Raw genomic sequence first — 26,498 nt, 5'->3', positions numbered from 1 at the left:
TACGTCAGCTCTTCCAGGGGTGCCAGAAGGCGGTGGTCCTCTCGGAACCTCTTCGACCAGTTGATGCGCCGCTACAGCGCCTGGGCCGCCTTCGCTGTATCACTCGACGGCTTGCTCTCGGCTCCCGCGTGCAGTCGCGTCTTTGTGGGGAAGACGAAAGGCATACCCCTCTAGGAGGAACCATGCCCGGACTGATCGCCCGCCTCGCTCAATTTACCCGCAGCCCTCAAGGCCGACGGACAATCGAGTCGGCCCGACGTGCCGCTGCCGACCCGCGTAAACGCGCCCAGGCTCGCGGCCTGTTGGGCCGGTTGCGCGGACGGCGGTGACATCGGCACTTGGGCGGACGGCTGGAAGTACCTGCCGGTATCACCCGTCGAAATTCCGCGGAGAGAGGCCTTGGCCGAAGGTGAGCGCTCCCCGGGGCATCCGGCGTGTGAGAAGACGTGTGGGGAGAGAAGTACATGACGCATGAGGACTGGGCAGTGGACCGGCTGCACACGTCGCCCTGCCCAGTTCGGCTTCCCGCAGCAGCTGCTGCTCCAGGATGTGTACTTCACAACGATCGAGAACCTCGCGCTCGAACTGGAGCGCTGGGTCAGAGCCGCCGAGCAGTTGGAGGCGACGCGGCCACTCATCGAGGCAACCCGCGCTTGTACGGCGGGGCGCGACACTCTGTCTGGCGAACTGGAGACCCGGGACCTCACGGTGGACATCAGGAGGGACACCGAGCCGCACCAGGAGATCGGGGTTGACCGCGATCAGGGTGCAGCGGGGCCGGGCGGTTCCATTTCCCTGCGGGCTACTTCGACACGTACAAGCGCAATATGGGAACTCGCCCTTCCGCCGGGTGCGATGGCTACTGTCTGACCCATGAGAGCCATAAGGAACTTACGTTCGAAGCGTGTGGCGGTGGCGCTGATCAGTGCCACCGCCGTAGGAGTGCTCGGGGTGGGCGGCGCGCTGGCCGCAGGTACGTCGGACAACGGGCCTGTGAGTCCGTCACCGGTGCCCGGTGAAACCCAGCCCGCCGGATCGAGTGGCTCCGACGGTGGATCGGACGGCGGCACAGTCAGCGGCTCCGGCGGATCGGCCGGCGGCACTGGGGGGCCTGAGCCCAGCACGAGCCCCAGCGGGCCGCCGCACACGGGCGGGCCCCAGCCCTCGCCGACGGATCCGGCCGATCTCGCGGAGGTCGCCAGGCGCATCGACGAACTGGAGAAGAAGGTCGATCAACTGCCCACGAAGAAGGAACTGGCCGACGCACTGCGTGCGTTCGCGGATTCCTTGGAGCAGCAGGGCTGAGAGACCGCCCGGGTCACCGGAGGAGCGATCACGTGCCGGGCTGGCCGGGCAGGGGTGCCCGGGCAGTCCGATACGCGGGAAGTGGTCGGCTGCTGCCGACGGCTTGCTCGAGGTCGGCCCGACGTCTTCTCGGGCCCGCCTCGCTCGGCCGCACGATGACATACCCCTCGCCCTGGAACTCAGCTAGACGGCATCGCCCCGAGCCTCAGCGCACCATCGAAGCCGGCGCTCCGGGAGCGGTGCAGGGTGGTCGTGAGCTGCTGGCTCCGCCCGACGACCGCGTCCATGTCCTCACACACCGGCCGAGCGGCCGTCACCGGGGTCATGCTCGGGGTGCCCTCGTACATCAGGCCGAGCTTGCCCTAGCCGGCGAAGACGCAGCCGAAGAGGCCTCCGCCGACCATTCCGGCGCCCTTCACCGTCTTGGTCTCGTACGAAGAGGGTGGCGTCGAAACGGAGGAACGTGGACGTTGCGGCCGTTGACCGGAGTTCAGGAGGTTGGTCCTAAGGGCGGTGAGCTGGGCCATAGCGTCCGAATGCGGTGAACAACCGACTATCGAGGGTCCCGGGGGTCAACCTCACGTGTCGGCCCCGAAGAGGACCGACTGCGACAGCGCCCCGCTACGCAGGCCACAGTGGAAGTGATCACGTTCGTCGGCGCGGAACAGGCCGATACCAAGGTGCCGCCGACGAACTCGATGGTGCAAGCCAGCGAAGTCCAACTCCACCACTGTGAAGGAGCTCCACGTGGCGGCAGGGAACGCATCCGTCGGCTCCGGGGTGTGTTCGGCGAACTTGAACTGACCCGCGCACTCGACGACCTGGTGCTGGGCCCAGTTCCTGCTGGCGCGACAGTTGTCCCCCTCCGGGCCTTCCCGGAAGTCCACGAACGGAACGTTCGCCATGCCGCCAGGCTTGATCTGTTTCTCCCAGGTCGCCGGATCCCTCGTGTTCGCCACGGTGCTCAGCATGCGCCGTGCCTCAGGGTTGGCCCGAGGCACCGCCAGCGCTGACGGCACCCTGGCCCGCTACCTCGGGGCGACCCTGCAGACGCCGGCCCGCCGTCGCGCCCGCACCCCGCCGCAGGGGCGCGACCATCGGTCTGAGACGCTGTCCGGCATCTCACCAGGTGCTTTCCATCCAGTCTGCCGTCCACCGCACCTGATCCACCCGCAAGGAACACATGCAGGGAGTCCTCACCGGATTCACGGTGATCGCCACCGTCATCGCCGTCGGGTACGTCATAGGGCGCCGCGGCTATCTGGGACAGGACGGCCGCGCCGTGCTGACCCGACTCGCCTTCAACGTCGCAACCCCGGCCCTGCTCTTCACGATGCTCGCGGGCGCGGACCTGTCCGTCGTCCTGTCGCAACGCCTCCTGGTCACGGCGATGGCAACGGCCGCCACAGGCGGGGTCTTCGTCGTGGTGGCCCGGCTGTTCCTGCACTGGGAGGCCGGACGGGTCACGATCGGCGCGCTGTGCTCCAGCTACGTCAATGCCGGAAATCTGGGCATCCCCATCGCCGTCTACGTCCTCGGGGACGCTTCGCTCGTCGCGCCGGTGCTGCTCCTCCAGCAGATCCTGGTTACCCCGCTGGCCCTGACCGTCCTCGACCTCAGCCGCCCCGGGGAGCCGGTGTCGGTCGTCCGGCGGCTGACCACGCCACTGCGTAACCCGATGGCGATCGGATCGCTGGCCGGGGTGGCGGTGGCCGCGTCCGGCTGGACCCTGCCCGGGCCCCTGCTCGAACCGCTCGTCCTCATAGGCAACATGTCGGTCCCCGCAGTGCTCCTCGCCTTCGGGATATCGCTGCGCGGCGGCGAGCGGCCGGGCCGCGGGGAGGAACGGGGCGCGCTGTATCTGTCCGCCGTGCTGAAGACGGTCGCCCAGCCTGTCGTAGCCTGGGCCGCCGGCGCTGGACTGTTCGGTCTGCGGGGCGAGGCGCTGCTGGACGTTGTCGTGATCGCGGCCCTCCCGGCCGCCCAGAACCTCTTCACGTACGCCTCGCACTACCGGGTCGCCGAGCGGTTCGCCAGAGAGTCGATCCTGTTGTCCACCCTGCTCTCGGTCCCGGTGCTGATCACCGTCGCCGCGCTGCTCGGCCGCTAGGTGGTGCTGCACTCCCGCAGGGTCACAGACTTCGCCCGCTCCTTCTCCCCCTGGGTGCGCTCTGGCGGCGCGCTACTGCCGGACGCGACCGCGCTGGACGGGATCAGGTGACCTGAGGGGGTGTCTCAGCCCCAAGGTGTCTCAGGCGATGCAGCTCTCATGGACGAGACGTGACGGGCGTCGCGGCGATGTGCCATAGCGGCCGTTTCAGAGGTGGTCGTCCAGGAACTTCCGTACCCCGGTGGTGGTCGTGGGCCCCGTGCCGTGCGCCACCGCTTCTCCCTCCTTCAGCAGGACGTAGGACGGGGCTTCGGTGATTCCGTATCGCTGGGTTGTCGCCGGGCAACGCGTGATATCGGTGCGGACGGCAGTCAGGCGGCCTGTGTAGTCGTCGGCGATGCCGTCCACGACGAGGTCCATCGCCTGGCAGGGTTTGATGGCCTTGGGCCATGTCCCGGTGAAGTATGCGAGGACCGGAACGCTGCTCATCCCCAGGATGAAGTCGAACTCCGCGTCCTCACGGGGTCGGTGAACTTGCTTTGCCATGGAAGCTTTTGGCCTCTCGTTCCGTGATTCCATCCCATCATCCCTCGTACGGTCTGCCAGGCCGGCCCAGTCAGTCGTTCGGCTGACCTGGCGGAGTGGAGGGCCGGGCCGCACTACCTGGCTGACGGCCCCGAGAACGAGGCGCGATTGCTGGACCGCTCGCGGACGCGGTCGTGGACGGTCGAACTGCGCGTCAGCTGCCCCGAAGGCCGACCGCCAGCGTCAGTTCAAGGACCCGGTGCGGCGATGCGAGATCCGGAAACAGCTCCCGCAGCTGCGTCATCCGATATCGGACTGTCTGGGGATGGACGAACAAGGCCGCCGCCACCTCGTCCCGTCTGCCCTGGTGCAGCAGCCACGCCCGCAACGTCTCCTCCAGCCGCCGTGCGGTCGCGACAGGCAAGGTCCGCAACGGTGCGAGGGCTCGGGCACGCAGGTCCGCGAACGCGTCTGCGTCGGCGCTCAGCACCAGCTCGGGCAGGTGGTCCTCGGTGTCGCGAACATCAGAGGAGAGGGCGCGTGCGCGTACGGCTCGTGCGTACGAGGCGGACGCACGGGTCCATGGCCGGGCCGGGCCGACCACGGCGGCGCGGTCGGTCAGCTGCCGCAGGAGATGTGACCGGTCGGCATCGGGGACGAGCAGCACACCGGTGGCATCCGGCAGATCGTCGAGGACGAGGGTGCTCGGGTCGAGCGCCCGATAGACAGGTCGGGCCTGAACGGCGGGCAGCAGCACCGCGGTCAGCGAAACCGGAGGCTGCCACCCGGCCCGTTGGCCAGAGGCCAGCAGCACGTCCGGGCTCGCGCCGACGAGGAGCTCGCGGGCCAGGTGTTCCAGGTGGCGCTCGTGGGCCCTGCCCCGGGCGGCCAGTTCGTCGGCGTGGCCCGCGGCGCTCGCGGCGGAGAGCTCGTCGATGTAGGCGAAGGTCAGCTCGGCGAACTTGGCGACCTCGGCGGCGGGCAGCCCAGCGGGTACGGCACCCGCTGCCAGGCATCGCCAGGCCACGCGGGCGCCGACGCGGTAGGCGCTGAGCAGGGCGTCCATCGAACGCCCGTCGCGCACCTCGCCGCGGCCCAGCTCGTAGGCTGCGTCATCGCCGTCGCCGCCTGTCGCGTTCCCGCTCGCAAGGTCCAGGTAGTGCCCCAGGGCGGTACGGACGGCCCGGCGGATGGTGCCGCCCATGCGGCCCGAAAGGGCGTTGGCGTAGGACGGGACCTCGTCGATGATCGCCTGGACGACCTCGTCGGCGGTGGTCTTCAGCGCGGCCCGAAGCGCGGTGACCGTCGTCTCGTCCAGAGCCAGCTCGCTGGCCCTCCGGGCTGCATGACTCACTTTTTGTTCCTTGCGAACAATTCTTCCGACCAGATTCACGTCTTACGGTCAGGACTTTACACCTTGAAGCACAGCAAGCTGGAGCCATGACGAGTACAGCCCGCCGCAGTAGGGCGTGGAAACTGCTGGAGATGGTCACGACACCGCTGCTGCCGTCGGACTACCTCGACCTGGTCAGCCCACTGCGGGCGGGCGCTGACCTCCGTGGGCGCATCGAGGCCGTACAGCCCGAGACGGGTGACGCCGCGACTGTCGTGATCAAGCCAGGACGGGGCTGGCGCGGCCACACAGCCGGTCAGTATGTGCGGATCGGGGTCGACGTCGACGGGGTGCGTCTGTGGCGTGCCTACTCCATCACCTCGCCGACGAATCGCCGGGACGGCCGCGTCACGATCACCGTGAAGGCGATCCCCGACGGCAAGGTCAGCAACCACTTGGTCCGCAGGGCGAAACCGGGCACGCTGATCCAGATCGACCAGCCGACCGGTGACTTCGTGCTGCCGCGGGCCAAGCCAGCCAAGGTGCTCTACCTGACGGCCGGCAGCGGCATCACTCCCGTGATGGGCATGCTGCGCGACACCGCGTTCGACGACGTCGTCATGGTCCACTGCGCGCCACAGCCGCAGGACGTGATCTTCCGCAACGAACTGCACGGCCTGGTCGCGGACAAGAAACTGCGGCTCACCGAGGTGCACACCGACACGGACGGCATGCTCGACATCGCCCGTCTCGACGAACTCGTACCCGACTGGGCCGAGCGCGAGACCTGGGCGTGCGGGCCCGCGGGGCTGCTCGACGCCGCCGAGGAGCACTGGACCGAGCACGGCGTCCAGGAGCGCCTGCACACCGAACGTTTCCGCCCCGGCATCGCCGTCGTCGGCGACGGCGGCGAGGTCACCTTCAGCGCCACCGGCAAGGCCGTCAACGCGGACGGCGCCACGCCGCTGCTGGACATCGGCGAGGAAGCCGGCGTGCTCATGCCCTCCGGGTGCCGCATGGGCATCTGCTTCGGCTGCGTCACTCCGCTCAAGGCGGGCGCCGTCCGCGACCTGCGCACCGGCGAGATCACCGAGGCCGAGCCGGGCGTCCTCATCCAGACCTGTGTGTCCGCCGCGGCGGGCCCCTGCGACATCGAACGGTAGGAGCACCGTGACCGCCATCGACCCCACCGCCCACCTGAGCACGGAGCAGATCGAGGAGCTGGGCCGCGAGCTGGACGCGATCCGCGACGAGGTGATCGCCGACCGCGGCGAGAAGGACGCCGCCTACATCCGTAAGGTCATCTCGGCGCAGCGCAAGCTCGAGCTGGTCAGCAGGGGCGTGTTGCTGTTCTCGTTCTTCCCGCCCGCGTGGCTGCTCGGCACCGCCGGGCTGTCCGTGGCGAAGATCATGGACAACATGGAGATCGGCCACAACGTCCTGCACGGCCAGTGGGACTGGATGCGGGATCCGAAGATCCACTCCACCACCTGGGAGTGGGATCACGTCTCGCCGTCCGATCAGTGGAAGCACTCGCACAACGAGCTGCACCACACGTACACCAACGTGATCGGCAAGGACAACGACCTCGGCTACGGCATCATGCGCGTCGACGAGGACCAGAAGTGGCACCCCTTCCACCTCGGCCAGCCGCTGTGGAACTTCCTCAACGCCTGCTTCTTCGAGTACGGCATCGCCGCGTACGACCTGGAGCTCGGCAAGAACCTCCACAAGCGCCGCCGCAAGAACCCGGAGTTCCGCGCGCGGGCCAAAGCCGTGGGCCGCAAGATCCGCAAGCAGGTGCTCAAGGACTACGTGATCCACCCGCTGCTGTCGGGCCCGTCATTCCTCACCACCCTCGCCGCCACGTTCACCGCGAACCTGGTCCGTAACATCTGGACCCACTCGGTGATCATGTGCGGGCACTTCCCCGAGGGCGTACAGGTCTTCGAGCGCCGGTCGATCAGGGGCGAGACGCGCGGCCAGTGGTACCTGCGCCAGATGATGGGCTCGGCGAACATCAGCGGCAGCAAGGCCATGCACTTCATGACCGGCAACCTGTCGCACCAGATCGAGCACCACCTGTTCCCGGACCTGCCGAGCAACCGGTACGCCGAGGTCGCGGTGAAGGTGCGCGCGCTGTTCGAGAAGTACGAGCTGGAGTACGTCACCGGCCCGCTGCCCAAGCAGGTGTTCTCCGCGTGGCACAAGGTCTTCCGGCTCGCGCTGCCGAACAAGAAGCCCAAGGTCAAAAGGTCGGACCGCGAGCAGGAGCTCATTGCCGCCTGATTCCCGGTGTCGGTTCGGGTCTCCCGGCCGTACCGGCGGCATCGCCCGGTTCGGTGAGATGCGTTGCGGACGGTGGGCAGCCGCGCCGTCCGACCGTACGGCACAAGATCCGGGGCAGGCCGGCACGGCCCACATGCGGATGACGGAGCCTGGCTCCAGAGCAAGGACCAGCCGTAGGGACACGGGAACCCGTACGTGACGCCACGCCTGCTCAGGCATCTTGTACGGGTTCCACGAGTTCGAGCATCAGGAATCCTCGAACGGCGCATGGCCCGCAACACTGCCCTCGCCTAACAGGCCTGTTCCGAGACCTGAGAGGCTTGCCCGGCGACGACGAGGCCTTTGTCGTCGCCGGGCAGGAGAATGTCACCGAGCGACCGCACTTGCTGCCCGGCCGCTGGTCGAGGCGAGCAGTTCGGCGTACAAGCCCATCCCGACGGCGTCGCTGCGGTTCGGGGAGCGGCCCGCGTCGTGCGGTCAGGTCGCCCTTCGGCTCGATCCGGATCTTCGACGGTACGCCGATCGTGACCTTCCACGTCGGGGCGGTCAGGTCGGCGAGCAGGAAGTCACCCTGCAGGGCACCCGTGTCGGGCTGAACGCCGGGACGAGGAACTCCCTGGTGCTCCAGGAGACGGCGGAGCGGGTGCTGTTGAAGCCCCATCTGCCGTCGCAGGTATGCATCTTGCTCTTGGCCGGCCCCGGTGTGCGCGCGGATCTGGCGCTCGATCTCCTGGGCGGCGGCAGATCATTTCGGTTGCCGACACCTCGCCCTGCGACTGATCCTGAGGACCAGGCTTCCACATATTCAGGCTGTGGCTGGCCGACACAGAAGGGTTCACCCTTGCCGAGAGCGCGGGTTCGGTGGGGACCGCGCGTGGAGCGGTGTCTCCACCAAGCTGACGCCACCGCTCGACCATACAGACGATGACGGATTCCTCACGGCCGCTCAATGCGCAGCCATGTTGCCCAGACTGGAGGCGATCATCGACCAGCTCCGCCCTGAGGACAGCGGCCCCGTTCTCCTGCGACGTGTCGATGACACCCGCCAACTGGTCACTGTGATGCGTACTGCCTGGACACGGGCGTTGAGCTCCACTTCGGCGCCTGGGGCTCCCCGCGGACGAGATGGCCACTGCTTCGGACCAGGCCTGTGCTCTCACACGGACGCGTCAGGGTCGGCGGCGGTTGAGCACACCGATGAGAGCGACGAGGTCAGCGGCGCCTGCCGGGTCATCCGCGTAGCGGGTGGTTTGGAGAGGTGCGACTTCTGGAAGGACGATGTCTTCCCGGGCCAGCACATGGACCAAGGTCAACAGCGCGGCACGGGCATTGCCATCAGTGAACGGGTGGAAGAACGCCACGTCGAGGTAGGCGCGGGCGGCACGGGCCGCCAGCGGGATGGCCGGGTCGGTTGTCTCGTGCAGGCAGGAAGCGAAGTCGGCCTGCGTGCGAGGGGTCAGACCGTAGCGCTCGCGGCCGGCTTTCGCATAGGCGTCGCCGACGCGGAACGGTGCCCTTGGTGAAGCAAGGACTTCGCGCTGCCAACCGGACAGCAGGGCGAAGTCCAGCGGGGAACGCCGTGCGGCATCTTCGCAGGCCGAGTTGTGTGCGGCTAGCAGACGCCCGGCGCGGGTCGGGTCCCGTCGGCGCACCGGACCCTCGCACCAGGATCGGAACCCGTCGTGGTCGGTCGGGATCCGTTGTAGGGCCGGTGCTCTGTGCCAGTCGGTCTCACGGCGCACGCGGAGCCAGACCGAAAGGCTGTCAGTCGCAGTCATGGAGATCCTCCAGCCTCTCCCTCTCACGGTGGTCCTGGTAGGGGGCGTGGCCGGTGAGACCGGCGGCCAGGTCCTCGCCGACGGATTCGATCAGCGTTCGTTTCGGGGTGACCCAGCTCTTGAACCGGCCGCCGATCGCGTTCTCGACCGCACGCGCGGCTTCGGCTCGGTCCATGCCGCTGCTGGTGAGGAACCAGCTCAGGACGATCGAGGCCTGGCCGTACCAGCCGCCCTCCGCGCCCGAGTCCAGTGTGTGGGTCACGAGTCGAACGCAGGCCCGTTCCAGGTGCCAGCTGCGGTCTTCGGGTGAGGCGTCCGGCGGGGGCGCCAGTGCGGTGAAGCGCTGGGCCGTTCGTTCCAACCACTCCCGCCACTCCAGTAGTGCGGCTACAACGCGTTCGGCGGTCTCGTCGGGGGTCGTCACGGAGGTCGGCCCGCTGACCCAGTTGCCGATGGGCCCGCCGTGGCGATAGCACCAGCTCCAGCCCCAGGACCAGGTTCCGTATCGCTCCCGGACGATCGCGTCTATCTGGCGCTCACACCAGTTTTCGCCCTGCCAGGAGCCAGCCATGCCGGAGAGCACGGGTGGCACCCACTCCCGGACCAGCGAGCGGAGGTGGGCTTCCTCGTCCTCGTCCCAGGTGAACAAGTGACAGGAAGGATCGAACTCAGCCCAGTTCCCGATGTCCTCGTAGGGGGTAGCGGGTACGCGGTTCTCGGGGAACGGCAGGGTGTCACGGTTGTACGTCAGCGTTGGGCCACTCTTCCTGTCCGATGTGGTGGCCAATCAGTCTCGGCTCCATACGCCGGGGACCGCGAACCATTTTCCGGACAGCACCCCGCACTGGCGTCCGCAGGATGCGGGAGACGGCCTCTGCACGAACCACGGCGCCGCCGTGCCCGTGGCACGGCGCAAGCGTGTCGGGGACCACCGCCCCTTCCCGGAGGTCATGGGGAGCGGCGGGGATGGGCCGGCGCGAACCCACCGGGACGAAGGCTGTTCACACCCGCACCCTGGCTTGGTCTAGACCAAGAGGGGTACGCTTCCCTAGCCATCCATGGCCGCCCCACGGTCACGTATGGCACTGCTTGTCATGCGCATGCTTGTCCTTTCTGTACGGGCAAGCACCAACCCCCACGGAGGAGTTGTCATGAAGAGCAAGAAGATGCTGGCCGTCGCCATCGGCGCGGGGATCGCCCCGCTCCTGGCCGTGAGCCTGCCTGTCGGCAGCGCGAGCGCGCACGGCTACATATCCTCACCCCCCAGCCGACAGGCCCAGTGCGCAGCCGGCACGGTCTCCTGCGGTTCCATCAAGTACGAGCCGCAGAGCGTCGAGGGCCCCAAGGGCTTAACGAGCTGCAGCGGAGGGAACGCCGCCTTCGCCGAGCTCAACAACGACAGCAAGGGCTGGAAGGTAACCCCGGTCAGCCGGACAACCAGCTTCAACTGGCGGCTGACCGCACGTCACGCCACCAGCACCTGGCAGTACTACGCGGGTGGCCGCAAGATCGCTGAGTTCAACGACGGTGGCGCGCGGCCCGGCGAGACCGTCACACACCAGGTGAACTTCGGCAGCCTGACCGGAAAGCAGAAGGTCTTGGCCGTGTGGAACATCGCCGACACCACCAACGCCTTCTACGCCTGCGTGGACGTGAACGTGAGCTGACACGCGACCGCACCTCAGCACCACGGCACCGCCCGGCTCTGCCGGTACGCGCCAGAACCTGAACGAAACGGACCGGCCGATGCCCGCCCGGCGCCCGGAGCGGGCGGTGCACCGCCCGCTCCGGGCGCCGGGCGGCACCTCGCTTGCCCCAGGCGATCACCCCGGGCGCCACCGCGCTCGTACGCAGGCGAGCACCCCGCCTGGCCGGCCCGCCGACCACCCCATCGAGATGAGGCCCCATGAACCGCCACCGAGTCACCGCCCGCGCAGCCGTCGTGGCCCTGCTCGCCACCGGCCTCGCCGCGTCCCCGGCCGTCGCGGCTCCCGCCGCCACCGGGGCCAAGGCCCGTATCGGCGCCGACTGGGCGAAGCAGTCGATCAGCTTCATCGCCGCCCCGGGGCAGGTCAACGACCTCCATGTGGTCCCGATGGACCAGGGCGACGGGGTCCGGCACATCGGCTTCCGCGATGCGGTCCCGCTCCAGCCCGGCGACCACTGCACGTACTTGGAACCGGGGGTCGAGACGTACGTCGTCTGCGAGCTGCCCACCGGCAGCCCCCGGCCGGACCGGATCGACGTCTTCCTCGGTGACGGCGACGACGAGATCGCCACCAGTGACCTCGGGGTGGCCACCGTCAGCGGCGGACCCGGTGACGACACGCTGCACGCCCACACCGCGCACACGGTACGTGGTGACGCGGGCAACGACATGGTCATGGGGCGCGTCGTCCTGGACGGCGGCGACGGCATGGACCACCTGATGGGCGACGACGGCGACCAGCGGATGTGGGGCGGCCGGGGCGACGACATGGTCGAGGGGTACGGCGGCACGGACCTCGTGTACGCGGGCTCGGGCAACGACCACGTCATGGGCGGGGACGGCAACGACGTCCTCCTGGGCGGCTCCGGCGACGACATGCTGCACGGCGAGGCCGGTGACGACCTGGCCGTCGGCGGCTCGGGGAAAGACATGGTCGAAGGCGGCTCTGGCCTGAACATCGTCCTCCCGTAGGCAACGCCGGGACCCGCCCCACCAAATGCTGCCGCCGGCCCCGATCCGCCGGACACCGGACACCGGCCACGGGGCACTTTCGACCGACGGGCGACGGCGGGACACCAGCGATCCTCTTGCGGGCGGGTATGGAATGCCTCGGGCCCGCCTTTTGCCCGTCGCGGGACTCGCGGACCTGCAGCGGCTCGTCGCTCCGCCCGCCGGAATCACTCTGAGGGAATCCGCGAGCCCCTGCCGCCCTCAGCCACTCACGCTGATCGGGGTGGTGGTCACCGCTGATTCCTTGAGCCGGGCCTCCCGGGGCCGACTGAGGCTTGGTCAAGTGCAGCGGCGTCCTGATGGTCCGGTCGGTGAGGCAGGCCGCTGAGCGTGAGAACTGGGGCGAGGGGCCCAGCAGGACGCAGGACGGAGGTCAGGATGATGCGGCGCTGCTGGTCTCTGTGGTCCAGCGCGTCGCCGGTGTTGGCGTAGCCGCTCGTCGGCAGTGCCTCGACGGCCATGCCGACCGTCAGGATCCATGCACGTGCCAAGTCCCGGAGGTGTTCGCGTTCGTAGCCGCGGATCTGCGCCTGGACGCTCTGGCTGATCTCGACGCACAGTTGATGCGCCTCAAGGCCGGAGCCCGGCTCCTCGTTCCAGTTGACCGGAGGATTTCCGTCGAGCAGGTAGGCACCGTCTGCGCCCCAGGCTCCGTTGACCCGAGTGGCCACGGTGACCGGGTGAATACCGACTTTGGTTACCTGCTGGTGAATTTCGTGCGATCGAGCTGCTGGCCGTGGGCCACAAGTCCGCCGTTCGCGAACTCAGGGGCGAGGCGGTCTGCGGCCCACCTGTAGCCGGTGCTGCCGAGCACAAGCCGTCGGCCTTGCACGTTGAAGGCGGAGAGCGAAACCCTGCTGTACGTCGGGGTATTGACTGTGTAGCACGGCCATAACGCTTCGATTGAGAAGGGTTGCTCTGTTTTGCGCTGTCTCACCCTGATGTCTGAACACTGCGAATAGGACGCCGCCGCCGAGGCACCGGACGCGGAAAGCTTTTGTGCGGCGGCGTCCATCAGCAGGCGCTCTGCGTCTCTGCACCAAGCCCTTCGCAAGCATGGGAAGTCGTCTTCCCGGAGCGATTCGACGAGCGAGCGTTCCGGCTCGGGGATGGGCCGGGCGCACTGTCCTGGTGCCCGCGTCGGAGGGGGCGGCGGGCAGCGCAGGCTGCTTTCTGCGGTACGGGTTCTCCGGGGGCGGTGTGGTGTCCCAGAAAGGTCTGGGCAAGGTAGGGCCGTGACCTGCGATCCTCAGACATACGAGGCACTCGGCGCACGCAACCGTTGGCCAGGGTCGTCGAGTTGGCAGGCACCAAGGCCAGAACCGTCCGAGCAACGCCTCCCGGGGACGGTGAGGGCCGGCCCCCGACGACACCGGACGTCCGGCGAACCGCCGGCGCGGGGCGATCGCTGATGCGGCCCACGCGGGGCGGTAGGTCTGCCGGCGCGGGTGGCACCTTCCTACTGCCCACTCTCCGCAGACGATCTGGATACGCAACGGGGAGGCTTACACCGCGTCAGGGCCCATCCCGCGAAGGAAGCAAGAGCGCAGTACAGGCCTTCGCAAGGCTTGAACGAGGCTTCCTCGAAACCCACATGATCCTGTTCAGTGAGTCGGTACCCCCGAAGGACTCCATGGGAGAAATCATGCGAACACTCTTCAGAAGCACGGGAGTGGCGGCTGCCACAGCGGCCGTTCTCATGACCGCGACAGGAACGGCTACGGCTGCGCCGGTTGGGTGGAGTATGCCCGGAGGGCAGGGCAGCACCTACGGAACTGCCAACTTCTACAATCGCTCCGTCGGAATATCCGGCCGCGTGGAATCGCATTGGAGTGGCTGTGTTCAGGCCGTCTTCCAGACGGATCCGGGCAACGCCTTCGAGACGCGGACTGCCTGCAACAACCACACCACGACTTTTGGTTTCACCATTCCCACCGACTTTCCCGGTGGAGCCAACAAGGTATTTGTGACACTGGCCAAAATCAATCAGAATGGCACGCTGGAATGGCTCGGCGCCAGGACGCTCAACCGTCCTTGACGTCCAACGTCATCAGCAGGACCTGGCAGATCCCAACTCGTCGCAGGACCCCGGCGGTGTCCTCTCAAGCGGTGAACTGCTCGGCAGGCAGGGCCACTCCGTTGAAGCTGGTCAGGACGGACACGTACCCGTAGTGCACGTCCTGACTGGGAGCGCTGGTGAGGCTCCAGGGGGCGTCGACGACTCCGGGGCCGCACGACAAGTTGCCGGCACCCGACGGGAGCGCCACGGGCATGATCTGGATGGCGGTGAAGCTGACCAGCACGGTGGTACCGGCGGGTTCGGTGCAGGTGTAGGTCCCGCCGATGGTAAGAGTGCCGAAGAAGAGGGGGAGATGGCTGGGATCGGCGCTCGCCCATTCCACGTCCAGCGACGTGTCCGACTGCGGCGAGGCGGCGGGGGGGGGACGGCGGCGGTGCCCAGCGCGATCAGGGCGGCCGCGACGAGAGCTGCTGCCCAGCGAATTCTGGTGGTCGGACCCATGGCAGCCTCCCGGGAGTGCGAACCGGACCGGCCATCCGGTCTCATGAATCCAGATCTATCCGCGCCCGCAGCTGTCCGGCAGTCGCACGGCCCTGCGCGTGGGAGCAGGGCCTCGCTCGCCGGCGGGCGGCGTGAGCGCCGCACTCAGGGTGGTCGTCCAAACCGGGAGCGCGCCGTGGCAGCGCAGTGCGAGACTGCGGCGAGCCCCGGTGATGAGGTGACGGGGCCGGAATCACCCCGCCACTCTTGCCCGAGCCGGACAGCGGGCCGCCGGCTGACCTCGCTGCATCGGCCGGCCGGGGCCTCGATGCACCTCGCAGGACGCGTGGGGCAGGATGACGCCATGCCACAGCAGGTCTTGCCCCCGTCGGAGTCCTGGCGCCTCATCGACGCCTGGCTGGCCACTCACGTAGCCTCCGATTTCATGCTCCTCAATCCGCCGGCGCCCCTGGACGAGATTCGAAAGGCGGAACGGATCCTCGGGGCCCCACTGCCCGATGATCTCGCCGAATCTCTGCAGTGCCACAACGGCGTGAGCGCCTGGACAACGATCCTGCCGGAGCAGTCCCCGCTCTCAGTGAGCGGCATCGTGGACCGTTGGCAGACCTGTATGGGCGTCGCGGCGGAGAACGAGGGCCTGTCCGTTCGCCCCTGGGAAGAGGAGCCCTGGTGGCACCGCCTCTGGGTTCCCTGGGCCGAGAGCGCCGACGGCGTGGCGCAGGTCATCGATCAACGTCCTGGTCCTGACACGGGGCGTCTCGGCTGGGCGGGCCACAGTGGTGGTGGTGACTTCACCGAATCCTGGCCTGATCTGGCGAGCCTTCTTCACGCGGTCGCGCAAGCACTTCATGAAGGAGGAGATGTCCACGGGCTACGCCCCTACCTCACCGCGCAAGGCGGGATGTGGTGGGGCGAGGAGGGCTGCAACGAGCTGAACGGTTACCCGCTGAGGCCCGCACCGATCGGGCTGCCCTGACCACCAGCAACGCAGAACGCCGCCGAGCCCAGACGAACCCACGGTGCTGCGGGCGCAGTGCACCCTGTGCGAAGCGGTGCTCGGGGCTGGTGCTGCGGAGCTCAGGTTGTCGGGCTCCTGCAGGATGTCGACGTCCCGCTCACGAGCGCAGGGACAAGGAGTAGTCGCCGACCTCGGACAGATAGACGGGGTCGGCTGTCTCGCTGTCGGTGGTGAAGCGGGGAGCGGCCTTGATCTCCTCCCGGGATGCTGCGACTTCCACCTTCTGTGCCGCAGCGTCGATGGAGGTGACAGCACCGGCCAGGATCAGCACGCTCCTGCCGAACTTCCAAACGCCGGTGTCGACCACCATGTGCTGTATGCCGGGCAGGTCCTGCTGCCGGTCCACGTGCCCGACGACTCCGTCAGCGGCCTCCACGGTGAAGCCCACTATCGACTGCTGGACCCCGTACCCGCTGTGCCGATGGCCTGCTCGTCGAGCTCGCGGCGGCCGCTGCGATGAGTTTCGAAGTGCGCGCCCACTGGTGGGATCTACGAAGCATCAAGATCGTCCGGCACCGTCTCGCCTTCGCGATCGAGGCCGCCCAAGACACATCGGTCATCCGCCGCAGAACCTCCGTCAGGGAACTGGCTTCCAGACGCGAGGCGCGCCGGTTCCACGCCGCCCTGGCCGAACTGATGCGGCGTCATGACCGTGCGGTCACTCAGGTTCACACGGCCGAGGAGTACGACTCCATCACCACCTCACTGCGTGCAGGTGTCCTCGCCCTCGCCGCAGAAGACTTGACGGCACTCATGCAGCACAGCGCCGCCGAACCGTCGGCTTCCCGGGTCGCCAGGCTGGTACGGCGGACCGGCCCAGCCTCGTCCTCGTGGGCTTTACCATGGTCATCCCGTTGCTGCCCGGAGTGGACAGCGCCACCGGTGATGGCGTGCGGGTGCTCCTGCTCATGACAGCTGCGCTGGCTCTCAACCCAGCCAGTGATCTCGCCTCCAGCTCCGTCGATCCGCGCTCGAACGATCACTCTTCGCCAAGAGCACCAACTGACGCCCGCAGTAAGGGATAGCTGCGCCTTTTGGCGCACCAGCCCGCAGCAGCCGTATCGCAGTAGCCATCCGCAGAGCGGCTCGGGCTCCGGTGCGTTCGGCCTTCCAACGACGGCGGCCGACCCCGCTCCCCCGCCCAGGCACCGCATCATTCGGTCAAGACGCCTCACCAGGGCAATTCGCACATCCGAACTCGCTTACGGCGTAAGGCCGTTACCGTGATCGATGCCCCTGCGGTCCGTCCCTCCGGGCCACTGGGGAGCGCCATTCAGCATCCCAGCGAACGAAGGCACTCCCTTGCTCCTGAGACGAAGAACGACCTCCAAGATCGCCTTAGTCATCGCCGCAGTACTCGCCCCGACGCTCCTCGGCACCACAGCCATGGCCGCGCCCACGGCCGGCCCCGGTTCGCCGGTAGACCTCCCGACCACCGCCGCCCCCTCCTTGACCTGGCAGGGCTGCGGCGGCGACATCCCTCCGACCGTCGAGTGCGCCACCCTCAAGGTGCCCCTCGACCACCGCAGGCCGGACGGCAAGAAGATCAATGTGTCGCTGTCGCGGATCAAGGCCGCCGACCCGGGCAAGCGGCGCGGCGCCCTGCTCTTCAACCCGGGCGGACCCAGCGGGTCCGGGCTCTTCTATCCCCTCGCGCTCAGCGGGCTTCTGCCGCAGTCCGTGAAGGACCGGTACGACCTGATCGGTTTCGATCCGCGTGGGGTCGGCGCCAGCAGCCCTCTCGCCTGCGGCACGACCACCGCCGACGAACGGCTGACGTACCGGCCCTACAAGCGTGCGACGTTCGCCAAGGACGTCGCCTGGGCGCGCGACATCGCGGACCGGTGCCGGAACCACAACAGGGAAACGCTCCGGCACGTCACCACCCGCAACACGGCACGCGACATGGACATCATGCGCGCGGCCCTCGGAGAACAGAGGATCTCGTACTTCGGACTGTCGTACGGGACCTATCTCGGTTCTGTCTACACCCAGTTGTTCCCTCAGCGGGTCGACCGGTTCGTCCTGGACAGCGCGGTCGACCCCGAGCGGGTCTGGCGAAGCATGGGGCGGTCCTGGGCGGAACAGGCCGAGACCGCGTTCGACCGGTGGACGGACTGGACCGCCCGTCATGCGGCGCAGTACGGACTCGGTGACACACCCGCCGAGGTCGAGAAGCTGTTCTGGGACATCGTCGCGCGCGCCGACCGGGAGCCGCTCGACCTCGGCGGGACCAGGTTCGACGGTGCCGAGGTCCGCGAGTACATACGCTGGGAGATCACCCACCCGTCGGTCGCCGCCAGGACCCTGGGGCTGCTTCGGGACGCCGCCGCGGGCAAGCCCGTACCGACCTTCCCGACCTTCGTGCCGACCGACAACGAGCTGGCGAGCTACCTCGCGATCGTGTGCGGCGACGCCCGCTGGCCCACCGACCCGGCCGTCTACCGAGCCGACTCCCGGCGCGACAGCGTCCGCTACCCCCTCTACGGCGACTCCGTCTCGAACATCTTCCCGTGCGCCTACTGGGACCGCCCGATCGAAGCGGCCACCAAGGTCGACAACAAGGTCCCCGCGCTCATCGTCCAGAACGAATGGGACTCGCAGACCCCGCTGGCCACCGCCCTCGGCCTGCGGCGGGCACTGAGGGGCTCGCGGCTCGTCACCGTGGACGAGGGGCAGGGCCACGGCGTGTACTCGCTCGGCATCAGTGCCTGCGCGGACGGCGTCACCACGACGTATCTGACCACCGGCCGGCTTCCGGCCCGGGACGTCACCTGCGCGGCCGACCCGCTCTCCACGACAGAGTCTCGTTCCATCTCGCCGAACCCGAACCCGAACCCGAACCCGGTCCCAGCACCGGCCCGCTTGCCCTTCCCCGGCCGCTGATCCCCGGCGGACAAGTCACCCAGTAGAAGGCTGGTGAATATCTCGCTGTGCCGCGGTGCTGTCAGCCCTGCGCCGCGGCCGGCCCTCCCGCGGGAGGGCGGGAGGGGCGGCCCGGCCGGGCGGCCTACCGGTGATCGAGGGCGCGGTGATCCGCTTGCAGGTCGAGTATCTGCCCAGCCGGTGAACGGCTGCCGCAGATCACCGCGTACCGGATAGGCCGCAAGCCCGTCGGTCGATCGTGCAGTTCACACCTGCGGGGGGTGACCGCCGTCACCGTCAACTACGAGCCGATCGGTGCCAGGCTCCTCGGCGCCCTCCACCACCGTCACGTCGATCTGCCCATCACCGGTGGTGTCGAACTGGTAGAGATCCGCCTTGCCGTCGCCGGTCGTGTCGGTCATCCACACATCCGGCTTCCCATCGCCATTGGTATCGGCGCTGAGGACGACATGATGCTCGTCCCCCTGGGTCGCGACCGCTTCTTCAGTACCCTCGTTGGTCTCCATGACCAGCCGGTTGCCCGCACGGGATGGTTCGAAACGGTGACGCAGGGGCCTCCACGAGGGGCGTGGGAGGGAACGTCCTCCTCGTACCCGGCGGTCGGGCTGGACAGCCTGCCGCTGAAAGTCGGTCTGCCCCTGCCTCATCGCTGTCGTCAGCCCCGCGGCTTTCTCCTCCACCGACGTCCGGGCCCGAAACGCCCCTATGAGGCACTTCAACGCCAGGGGGCTGCCTTGGCATGAAAGGTCAGGCCCGGCCACGCCTGGACCGGTGTAGGTGAGTACACGATCCGGCCCGCACACAGACCCCGCGCGGCAAGCCCCCGGATGATCTTCGGGATGGCCGCGAGTGTCGTCTGCAGACCGTCGTGGAGCAGGATGATGCCGCCCGGCTTGACGGTGAGCGCGTTCGCCACGATCGTCTCGGTGGGAATACCGCTCCAGTCGACGGTGTCGGCCGTCCAGATCACCTCGGTCATCCCCAACACGGCCGCATCACGCCGGGTCCGTACGTCGGTGCTCCCGAAGGGCGGCCGGAACAGAATGGGAGCACGCCCCGTCTGCGTTCGGATGACGCGGCTGGTGTCACGCAGTTCAGCGAATGCGGTGGCCGCGTCGAGCTCCACGAGATTGGCGTGGGTGTAGGAGTGGTTCCCGATCTGGTGGCCCTCGGCGACGATCCGCCGTGTCCCGTCGCGGTGCCCTTCGGCCAGCGTGCCGGTCACGAAGAACGTCGCCCTGACGCGTCCGGCCTCCCGCAGCGCCTTGAGGTACTCGGCCGTGACGTCCGTCGGACCGTCGTCGAAGGTGATGGCCACGTAGCCCCCGGAACAACGGCTCGCGGAGCCGGCCTCCTGCGCGACCGCAGGTGGTAACGCGAACGACGTCATCAGCATCGCCACGGTCGCGCCGAGCCATATGCGCGTTCTGCCTCGCCTGCTCATACCGGGATCCTCTCGAGGGACGAACTGGTGAACCAGAGAGACACCGGAGCGGCAGCGGAGCATCGGCTCGCTGACCGATATCCGCCCTGGGTACGGCTGCAGTGGGACGTCGTACGCACGTTGCGCAGGACTGTCCTGTCCCACGGAAGGACTCGGCAAACGCGGGCAGGCGAAGTGCGGGAGCGGCAGGGACCGGTCCGGGGACCGGGGACCGGCGGCCCCTACGCGCTCCAGGTGTGCGCGAGTACGTCAGATCTGGACGACTGCCTCAACGCGCATCCAGCCCCGGCCGTCGGCTGCCGCGTCGGTGACGACCAGCACATACCCGTACTCGTTGTAGGCGGCGCCCTCGCAGGTCGAGGCGCCGACTATGTCACCGGCGTGCTTGGTCTTGACGACGACGCTGTTCGGGTTCGGGTTCTCGTACACACCGGCGGTCGGCCACAGCACCTTGTACTGGCATCCGAACGGGGCGGAAGCGCCGGCAGCCGAACCGACGGCGAGCACACCGGTGCAACCAAGCACGGCGGCCAGGACGGTGGTGGTGAGACGGGTCATGCGCATGAGAGGTGATGCCCTTCAGGCATCGGCGATCTGTCCGGGCACAGAATGGCAGGCACCGTCGCGGGATCGCCGTGTACCCTCCAGATCTTCACCGCCCCTGGCGCTTTCGCTCCGCGGAACGGATCATGGGCGTCCACCGGGTTGTTGGCGCGTCGGAGGGAACGTCTGCTGCCGCCGTACGACGACACCGCCCGGTTGCGGACACAAATGGGACGCGGGCGCCGACCACCTCGGATACGGGGGTCGGCGCCGCCTCGGACGGTGCTACGGGTTGACGCAGGTGATGGAGCCGACCGGTAGATCGTTGCCGGCCGACGTGGCCGTGAAGCCGAATGTCACGCTGCCGTCCGGCGGGATGGTGCGGTTGTGGTCGACGTACCTGACCGTGACCGTGCCGTCGGAGCCGGTGCTGTGGATCCCGTTCCAGAGCTGGCTGATCGTGGTGCCGGCGCCTGGCTGCCAACGTACGGCCCAGTTGTCGCGGGCGGTGGTGCTGTGGTTCATCACCTCGACGGAGCCCTGGAAGCCGCCGTTCCAGGAGTTGGTCACCGTGTAGAGGGCCATGCACCCACTGTGCGGATCGGTGGGGGTCGGTGTGGGAGTCGGGGTGGGGGTCGGGGTGGGGGTCGGAGTGGGGGTCGGGGTGGGAGTACCGCCGGAGCCACGTATGCCGGTCACCTCGCCGTTGCCGCCGTCGAAGACGATGTCGGAGCAGGAGAAGAAGTTCTCCTGGCTGTCCGATCGCACCCACTGGATGAACATCAAGGCGTCACCGGAGCGGCCCGATGGCAACGCCAGATCCCAGTAGTAGTGGCCGGATTCGCTGCCCACCGAGCCGGACTGCGGGGGGTTGGTGACGGTCTGGATGAGCTCGATGTCATCCCAGCCCAGCGGCTCCGTGGGCGCGTAGCCGGGCTTGGACATGTACACCCGGAAGTCGCCGGGGTGAGCCGCCCAGTTGCTGTGCTTGATCCTGATCGTCGATCCGGAGGTGAGGTGCGTCCGGGGCCAGTCGGCGCGGGCCGCGTTGTAGCCGGTGAAGTTGTACGGGGAACGGTCGCCGGCGCTGCACAGCTTGTCGTCCGGGACGTAGCCCGGCCCGCGGCCACCCGCGTTGGAGTCGAGCACGGCGAACCAGTTGTAGAGCGCGTTCGAGCCGCTCTCCGCGAGCGCCGCCTTGCACGCGGCGTTCGTCGGGTCGAGCGCGCCCGTAACGGTCCTGGCGTCCAGATAGCAGAGGTAGGTCCGCGAACCGGGCGTCATCGTCACTCCGTGTGCCTGTGCGCTGTTCTGGCCGATGAGGGCGAGACCGAGCCCGCTGAGCAGGGTGGCCAGCACCGCCAGTAAGGACAGCAGTCGCTTCTTACCCGGAGTCATGGTGTCTCTCCTTTTTCTCGGGGGTCGGGCCTGTCTCTCGACAGGCCGACGCGTACGGCTTGGTGACGCTGTCGGGGGCACCGGGGTCACCGATCACCGGTAGAGTGGGAGCGCTCCCATCAGTGTGGTTGCTGGCGACTGTAAGGTCGAGCCATGCCCATGACAAGACCTTCTGCGGGGATTCAGCGGGGGACGCGTAGCCAGCGATAGCCGTACGGCTCCAGCTCGGTGCGGACGAGGCCGCCGGCGGCGGACTTCACGGTGTCGCCGGTGAAGATGTCGGTGAGCAGGCGCCCGCCTTTCAGACCGGGGACGCTCGTCGTCGCGGTGACCTCGCGGCCGGAGAAGTTGTGCAACGCCAGCACCGCCCCTTCCGGAAGCGAGCTGATGTGGGCCAGCACGCCCGGATCGTCCGCGTCGAGCACTTCGAACGCTCCCCAGGCCAGTTCGGGTGTCTCGCGATACCGCTCGATCAGTGTCCGCATGCGCCGGAACAGGGAATCCGGGTCGTGTGCCTGGTCGTGCACGTTGACCTGCCTCGGGCCGAACGCGCCCTGCACGACCGGGTTGGGCAGAGCGTCCGCGTCGGCGGTGGAGAAGCCGCCTCCCTTGTCAGGGGTCCACTGCATCGGGGTTCGTACGGCCTGTCGGCCTTCGGCGGTGAGGTTCTCCCCCATCCCGATCTCCTCGCCGTAGAAGAGCACGGGAGTGCCGGGCAGGGTGAAGAGCAGACTGTAGGCCAGCTCCACCCGGCGCCGGTCGCCCTCCACCATCGGCGGCAGCCTGCGGCGCAGGCCCCGGCCGTAGAGCTGCATGTCCTCGTCGGGGCCGAAGGCTGCGAACACCTCGGCGCGCTCGTCGTCGTCGAGTTTGTCGAGCGTCAGCTCGTCGTGGTTGCGGACGAAGGTCGCCCAGTGCGCGTCGCGGGGTGCGCCGGGGCGCTCGCGCAGGGCGGCGGCCAGCGGCCCTGCCTCACCTCGCGCCATCGACAGGTACATCCGCTGCATGCCGATGAAGTCGAAGCACATGGTGAGCTCGTCGCCCCGGCCGGACTCCGGTTCGCCGAAGAACCTGGCCGTGTCGGGGTAGGGCAGGTTGACCTCGCCCAGCAGGACGGCCTCACCGTTGCGGCGCCCGAGGAAGGCCCGCAGGTCGGCCAGGTACTCGTGCGGGTCGGGCAGTTGGTCCGCGTCCTCCTGGCCGTCGGTCTCCAGCAGGAAGGGAACCGCGTCGACGCGGAAGCCGGACAGCCCCAGCTGCGTCCAGAAACCCATGATGCGGGCTATCTCGTCGCGTACCGCGGGGTTGGCGACATTGAGGTCGGGCTGCTGCTTGAAGAAGCGGTGCAGGTAGTACTGGCCGGTGGTCTCGTCCAGCTGCCACACACTGCGCTCGGCGTCGGGGAAGACCACGCCCTCAGGGCCGTCGTCGGGCGGTGTGTCGCGCCAGACGTACCAGTCGCGGTGGGCGGATGTGCGGCTGGAACGGGCGTCCTGGAACCACGGATGGTGGTCGGAGGTGTGGTTGACCACCAGGTCGGCGATGACCCGGATACCCCGGTCGCGGGCGGTCCTCACGAACTCGGTGAAGTCGCCGAGCGTGCCCAGCCGCGGATCGACGGCGTAGAAGTCGGTGATGTCGTAGCCGTCGTCGCGCTCCCGGGTCGGATAGAACGGCATCAGCCATACACAGGTGACGCCCAGGCGCACCAAGTGGTCGATCCGCTGGGTCAGGCCGGCGAAATCGCCGGTCCCGTCGCCGTCACCGTCCTGGTACGTCTCGACGTCCAGGCAGTACACGACGGCGTTCTTCCACCACAGGTCGGAGGTCCGGGTCAGCCTCATCGGGCACTCTCCGCGCGGTAGGTCTGGGGGCGGGTCACGTCGAGCCGCGGCAGCACGTCGGTGCCGAACGCGTCGATGAAGGCGCTCTGTTCCCGGCCGACGTGATGGAGCATGACCGCGTCGAAGCCGAGGTCGGCGTACTCCTGGAGCCAGGCCGCATGCCGCCCGAGGTCCGCGGAGATGTTGACGGACTCGGCGACGTGCTCGGGCGTGACGTGCTCACTGACGCTGTCGAACAGCTCCGCCGAGTCCAGGTCCCAGCTCACCGGTGGGCCGTGGACGTTGGTGCGCCACTGGTCGTGGGCGAGGGCACGTGCGGTCTCCGGGTCGGGGTCCCAGCTGAGGTGTACCTGGAGGTGCAGGGGGCCGGCGCCACCGGCGGTGCGGTACGCGTCCACGATCCGGCGCAGCTTCTCCTGCGGCGCGTTGACGGTGATCAGGCCGTCGGCCCACTCCGCGCACCAGCGGGCGGTGGCCTCGCTGCACGCGGCGCCCACCAGCGGCGGAACGGTCTCGGGGCGGGTCCACAGCCGGGCCCGGTCCACGACCACCAGCCCGTCGTGGCTCACCTCCTCGCCGTTCAGCAGCGCCCGGATGATGTCGACACACTCGCGCAGCCGGGCGTTGCGGACGTCCTTGCGCGGCCAGCGCGCGCCGGTGATGTGCTCGTTGGACGCCTCCCCGCTGCCCAGTGCCGCCCAGAAGCGGCCCGGGTACATGGCGGCGAGGCTGCCGATGGCCTGAGCGATGATCGCCGGGTGGTAACGCTGGCCCGGCGCGTTGACGACTCCGAACGGGACATGGCCGGTGGCCTGGAGCGCGGCGCCGAGCCAGGACCACGCGAAGCCCGACTCACCCTGCCGGACACTCCAGGGTGAGAAGTGGTCGGAGCACATCGCTGCGGTGAAGCCGGCGCTCTCCGCGCGGACGGCCGCGGCCAGCAGGTCGGCGGGAGGCACCTGTTCGTGCGAGGCGTGGAATCCGTAGACGGTCATGGGGTGCGGGTACCCGACGCCGCCGGGTTCATCGACCGGGGGTCACACCGTCCGCCGGTGCACCCTCGCCTCCCAGGGTGCGAGCACCAGCCGGCCGGGGGCCGCGGAGGCGGACGGGCCGTTGCCCAGCACGAGTTCGGCGCCCTCCCAGCCGTCGGGCATGTCCACGGCGACCGTCTCGCCGGTGAAGTTTCCGGCGGCGAGCAGTTCCGTCGGCCCGTGACGGCGGGTGAAGGCATAGATCCGCTCGTCGTCCGGCAGGAGCATGGTGAAGTCCCCGTGCACGACGGCTGGTTCGTTGTGCCGCAGCGCGATCAGCCGCCGGTAGTGGTGGTAGACGGAGTCGGGATCCGCGCGGGCGGTGGTGGCGTTGACCTCGGTGTGGTCGGGGTTGACCGGCAGCCAGGGCGTGCCCGTGGTGAAGCCGGCCTGCGGCGAGGCGTCCCACTGCATGGGGGTACGGGCGTTGTCCCGGCCCATGGCCCGAAGGCCGGGCAGGATGTCCTCGGGCCTCGTTCCGGCGCGCAGCTCCTGCGCGTAGTGGTTCAGGGACTCGATGTCGCGGAAATCCTCGATGGTCCGCAGGGGTGCGTTGGCCATGCCCAGTTCTTCGCCCTGGTAGATGTACGGCGTGCCGCGGTGCAGGTGGAGGACGGTGGCGAGCATGGTTGCGGACCGGGTCCGGTGGCGGGGTCCGTCGTCGCCGAACCGGGAGACCACGCGAGGCTGGTCGTGGTTGTTCCAGTACAGGCTGTTCCACCCGACGTCGGCGAGGCCGGTCTGCCAGCGGCCCAAGGATGCCTTGAGGTCGGTCAAGCGCAGCGGTCGTGGATCGAACTTGCCGTGGCCGTGGTCGAGTCCGACGTGCTCGAACTGGAACACCATGTCGACTTCGGCGCGTAGCGGGTCGGTGAAGAGCCTGGCCTGTTCGACGGTCACCCCGGGCATCTCTCCGACGGTGAGCAGCCGGCCGGGATACCGGGCGATCACCTCCCGGTGGAGCTCCTGGAGGTAGTCGTGGATGCGCGGGCCGCAGACGTAGTGGGGCGAGCCGTCACCGTACGGGCCGTCGCCGTGCGGCACACCGTCGGGCAGCTCCGGATTCTTGGAGATGAGGTTGATGACGTCCATCCGGAAGCCGTCGACGCCGCGCTCCAGCCACCAGCGCATCATGGCGTACACGGCTTGCCTCAGGTCGGGGTTCTCCCAGTTGAGGTCCGGTTGCTTCGGCGAGAAGAGGTGCAGGTAGTACGCGTCGGTCGTGGCGTCGTGCGCCCAGGCCGAGCCGGAGAAGAACGAGCCCCAGTTGTTGGGTGCGCCGCCGTCGCGCGGCGGACGCCACCAGTACCAGTCACGTTTCGGGCTGTCCGGATCGCGTGACTCCTGGAACCAGGGGTGCTCGTCGGAGGTGTGATTGACGACCAGGTCCATGACCAGTTTCATCCCGCGCTCGTGCACGGCGGCCAGCAGCCGGTCGAAGGCCGCCAGATCACCGAAGACGGGATCGACGTCCTGGTAGTCGCTGATGTCGTAGCCGTTGTCGTCCTGCGGCGACGGGTAGACGGGAGACAGCCACAGCACGTCGACGCCCAGCTCCGCGATGTGGTCCAGCCGACCGGTGAGGCCCTCCAGGTCGCCGACGCCGTCACCGTTCGCATCGGCGAAGCTGCGGGGATAGACCTGATAGACGACCGCGGATTTCCACCAGGGGCCGCCGCCTTGCGCCTCGGTGCCGTCACCCATGGGAAGTCTCCCTCTCGCCTCGGACATCACGGGACGTCGATCCTCTT

General features: G+C 68.5%; 26 protein-coding genes. 10 read left to right on the top strand and 16 right to left on the bottom strand.

All coding sequences use genetic code 11. From position 1 onward, the window contains the following. Nucleotides 1-471 precede the first annotated feature (471 nt). Together IE264_RS18150 and IE264_RS18145 are read left to right on the top strand one after the other, a co-directional pair. Nucleotides 472-870 (top strand): hypothetical protein, encoded by a 399-nt coding sequence (locus tag IE264_RS18150; protein ID WP_032754881.1) that lies wholly within the window; start codon nucleotides 472-474, stop codon nucleotides 868-870. Nucleotides 871-912: 42 nt separating this feature from the next. Beyond that, nucleotides 913-1,305: a hypothetical protein gene (locus IE264_RS18145; RefSeq protein ID WP_229887604.1), complete on the top strand. Its 393-nt coding sequence runs from the start codon at nucleotides 913-915 to the stop codon at nucleotides 1,303-1,305. A 179-nt stretch (nucleotides 1,306-1,484) separates the two neighbouring features. Here the strand turns inward: IE264_RS18145 and IE264_RS38675 are convergent, their stop codons facing one another. Together IE264_RS38675 and IE264_RS18135 are read right to left on the bottom strand one after the other, a co-directional pair. Then, entirely contained in the window at nucleotides 1,485-1,652 is a 168-nt protein-coding gene (locus IE264_RS38675; RefSeq protein WP_373301919.1) for a hypothetical protein, read from the bottom strand. Nucleotides 1,653-1,883: 231 nt separating this feature from the next. After that, nucleotides 1,884-2,276 carry a hypothetical protein gene (locus IE264_RS18135; protein ID WP_032754875.1) on the bottom strand — a complete coding sequence of 131 codons (393 nt, stop codon included), beginning with the start codon at nucleotides 2,274-2,276 and terminating at the stop codon, nucleotides 1,884-1,886. 212 nt (nucleotides 2,277-2,488) lie between these two features. Here IE264_RS18135 and IE264_RS18130 point away from each other — a divergent pair, with 212 nt between their 5' ends. Then, on the top strand, nucleotides 2,489-3,415 hold the full coding sequence (locus IE264_RS18130; RefSeq protein WP_032754874.1) for an AEC family transporter: 927 nt from the start codon (nucleotides 2,489-2,491) through the stop codon (nucleotides 3,413-3,415). A 207-nt stretch (nucleotides 3,416-3,622) separates the two neighbouring features. Here IE264_RS18130 and IE264_RS18125 read toward each other — a convergent pair whose 3' ends face one another. Then, nucleotides 3,623-3,961, bottom strand: coding sequence for a thioredoxin family protein (locus IE264_RS18125; RefSeq protein WP_032754871.1), 339 nt, complete (start codon nucleotides 3,959-3,961; stop codon nucleotides 3,623-3,625). A gap of 193 nt (nucleotides 3,962-4,154) precedes the next feature. Further along, nucleotides 4,155-5,294: a PucR family transcriptional regulator gene (locus IE264_RS18120; protein ID WP_032754869.1), complete on the bottom strand. Its 1,140-nt coding sequence runs from the start codon at nucleotides 5,292-5,294 to the stop codon at nucleotides 4,155-4,157. A 131-nt stretch (nucleotides 5,295-5,425) separates the two neighbouring features. On the opposite strand from IE264_RS18120, the gene IE264_RS18115 reads away from it, so the two are divergent. Both IE264_RS18115 and IE264_RS18110 read left to right on the top strand, forming a co-directional pair. Next, nucleotides 5,426-6,436 (top strand): ferredoxin reductase, encoded by a 1,011-nt coding sequence (locus IE264_RS18115; RefSeq protein WP_106973076.1) that lies wholly within the window; start codon nucleotides 5,426-5,428, stop codon nucleotides 6,434-6,436. A gap of 7 nt (nucleotides 6,437-6,443) precedes the next feature. Next, the gene (locus tag IE264_RS18110; protein WP_032754866.1) at nucleotides 6,444-7,562 is read left to right on the top strand and encodes a fatty acid desaturase family protein; all 1,119 of its coding nucleotides are present in this window, start codon (nucleotides 6,444-6,446) and stop codon (nucleotides 7,560-7,562) included. 1,169 nt (nucleotides 7,563-8,731) lie between these two features. Here IE264_RS18110 and IE264_RS18105 read toward each other — a convergent pair. Further along, on the bottom strand, nucleotides 8,732-9,340 hold the full coding sequence (locus IE264_RS18105; RefSeq protein WP_229887602.1) for a Fic family protein: 609 nt from the start codon (nucleotides 9,338-9,340) through the stop codon (nucleotides 8,732-8,734). Then, nucleotides 9,327-10,127 carry a hypothetical protein gene (locus tag IE264_RS18100; RefSeq protein ID WP_229887600.1) on the bottom strand — a complete coding sequence of 267 codons (801 nt, stop codon included), beginning with the start codon at nucleotides 10,125-10,127 and terminating at the stop codon, nucleotides 9,327-9,329. Before IE264_RS18100 ends, IE264_RS18105 begins: the two co-directional genes overlap by 14 nt. Before the next feature lie 364 nt (nucleotides 10,128-10,491). Between IE264_RS18100 and IE264_RS18095 the strand changes: the two genes are divergently transcribed. Together IE264_RS18095 and IE264_RS18090 are read left to right on the top strand one after the other, a co-directional pair. Beyond that, nucleotides 10,492-11,007 (top strand): lytic polysaccharide monooxygenase auxiliary activity family 9 protein, encoded by a 516-nt coding sequence (locus IE264_RS18095; protein WP_032754859.1) that lies wholly within the window; start codon nucleotides 10,492-10,494, stop codon nucleotides 11,005-11,007. 239 nt (nucleotides 11,008-11,246) lie between these two features. After that, on the top strand, nucleotides 11,247-12,020 hold the full coding sequence (locus IE264_RS18090) for a calcium-binding protein (RefSeq protein ID WP_032754856.1): 774 nt from the start codon (nucleotides 11,247-11,249) through the stop codon (nucleotides 12,018-12,020). A gap of 269 nt (nucleotides 12,021-12,289) precedes the next feature. Here the strand turns inward: IE264_RS18090 and IE264_RS18085 are convergent, their stop codons facing one another. Beyond that, on the bottom strand, nucleotides 12,290-12,730 hold the full coding sequence (locus IE264_RS18085; RefSeq protein WP_032754855.1) for a hypothetical protein: 441 nt from the start codon (nucleotides 12,728-12,730) through the stop codon (nucleotides 12,290-12,292). A 962-nt stretch (nucleotides 12,731-13,692) separates the two neighbouring features. Between IE264_RS18085 and IE264_RS18080 the strand changes: the two genes are divergently transcribed. Beyond that, nucleotides 13,693-14,097 (top strand): hypothetical protein, encoded by a 405-nt coding sequence (locus IE264_RS18080; RefSeq protein ID WP_158706503.1) that lies wholly within the window; start codon nucleotides 13,693-13,695, stop codon nucleotides 14,095-14,097. Nucleotides 14,098-14,161: 64 nt separating this feature from the next. Here IE264_RS18080 and IE264_RS18075 read toward each other — a convergent pair whose 3' ends face one another. Further along, nucleotides 14,162-14,461, bottom strand: a complete 300-nt coding sequence (locus tag IE264_RS18075) for a hypothetical protein (RefSeq protein ID WP_229887598.1) — start codon at nucleotides 14,459-14,461, stop codon at nucleotides 14,162-14,164. Nucleotides 14,462-14,923: 462 nt separating this feature from the next. Between IE264_RS18075 and IE264_RS18070 the strand changes: the two genes are divergently transcribed. After that, nucleotides 14,924-15,556 carry an SMI1/KNR4 family protein gene (locus IE264_RS18070; protein WP_032755014.1) on the top strand — a complete coding sequence of 211 codons (633 nt, stop codon included), beginning with the start codon at nucleotides 14,924-14,926 and terminating at the stop codon, nucleotides 15,554-15,556. 139 nt (nucleotides 15,557-15,695) lie between these two features. Here the strand turns inward: IE264_RS18070 and IE264_RS18065 are convergent, their stop codons facing one another. Continuing rightward, on the bottom strand, nucleotides 15,696-15,986 hold the full coding sequence (locus IE264_RS18065; RefSeq protein ID WP_229887596.1) for a PRC-barrel domain containing protein: 291 nt from the start codon (nucleotides 15,984-15,986) through the stop codon (nucleotides 15,696-15,698). A 914-nt stretch (nucleotides 15,987-16,900) separates the two neighbouring features. Between IE264_RS18065 and IE264_RS18060 the strand changes: the two genes are divergently transcribed. Further along, nucleotides 16,901-18,484 carry an alpha/beta hydrolase gene (locus IE264_RS18060; RefSeq protein WP_032754853.1) on the top strand — a complete coding sequence of 528 codons (1,584 nt, stop codon included), beginning with the start codon at nucleotides 16,901-16,903 and terminating at the stop codon, nucleotides 18,482-18,484. Nucleotides 18,485-18,729: 245 nt separating this feature from the next. Here the strand turns inward: IE264_RS18060 and IE264_RS18055 are convergent, their stop codons facing one another. The 7 genes from IE264_RS18055 to IE264_RS18025 all read right to left on the bottom strand — a co-directional run bounded on the left by IE264_RS18055 (nucleotide 18,730) and on the right by IE264_RS18025 (nucleotide 26,451). Then, the gene (locus IE264_RS18055; protein WP_032754850.1) at nucleotides 18,730-18,990 is read right to left on the bottom strand and encodes a hypothetical protein; all 261 of its coding nucleotides are present in this window, start codon (nucleotides 18,988-18,990) and stop codon (nucleotides 18,730-18,732) included. 209 nt (nucleotides 18,991-19,199) lie between these two features. Continuing rightward, nucleotides 19,200-19,928 (bottom strand): polysaccharide deacetylase family protein, encoded by a 729-nt coding sequence (locus IE264_RS18050; protein ID WP_190167660.1) that lies wholly within the window; start codon nucleotides 19,926-19,928, stop codon nucleotides 19,200-19,202. Nucleotides 19,929-20,177: 249 nt separating this feature from the next. Next, nucleotides 20,178-20,492, bottom strand: a complete 315-nt coding sequence (locus tag IE264_RS18045) for a hypothetical protein (RefSeq protein ID WP_032754848.1) — start codon at nucleotides 20,490-20,492, stop codon at nucleotides 20,178-20,180. A gap of 264 nt (nucleotides 20,493-20,756) precedes the next feature. After that, a complete protein-coding gene (locus IE264_RS18040) occupies nucleotides 20,757-21,869 on the bottom strand; it encodes a lytic polysaccharide monooxygenase (RefSeq protein WP_032754845.1) in 1,113 nt (370 codons plus the stop codon). A 182-nt stretch (nucleotides 21,870-22,051) separates the two neighbouring features. Further along, on the bottom strand, nucleotides 22,052-23,713 hold the full coding sequence (locus IE264_RS18035) for an alpha-amylase family protein (protein WP_032754843.1): 1,662 nt from the start codon (nucleotides 23,711-23,713) through the stop codon (nucleotides 22,052-22,054). Next, on the bottom strand, nucleotides 23,710-24,708 hold the full coding sequence (locus IE264_RS18030) for a TIGR03885 family FMN-dependent LLM class oxidoreductase (protein WP_015606554.1): 999 nt from the start codon (nucleotides 24,706-24,708) through the stop codon (nucleotides 23,710-23,712). Before IE264_RS18030 ends, IE264_RS18035 begins: the two co-directional genes overlap by 4 nt. A 42-nt stretch (nucleotides 24,709-24,750) precedes the next feature. After that, complete coding sequence (locus IE264_RS18025; protein ID WP_032754841.1) at nucleotides 24,751-26,451, bottom strand: glycoside hydrolase family 13 protein; 1,701 nt, start codon at nucleotides 26,449-26,451, stop codon at nucleotides 24,751-24,753. Between the last annotated feature and the right edge of the window lie 47 nt (nucleotides 26,452-26,498).

This window comes from Streptomyces microflavus (assembly GCF_014650075.1).
Taxonomy (GTDB): domain Bacteria; phylum Actinomycetota; class Actinomycetes; order Streptomycetales; family Streptomycetaceae; genus Streptomyces; species Streptomyces microflavus.
Note: the sequence above shows the minus strand (reverse complement) of the source record. Positions and strands in the feature narration are given on the sequence as shown.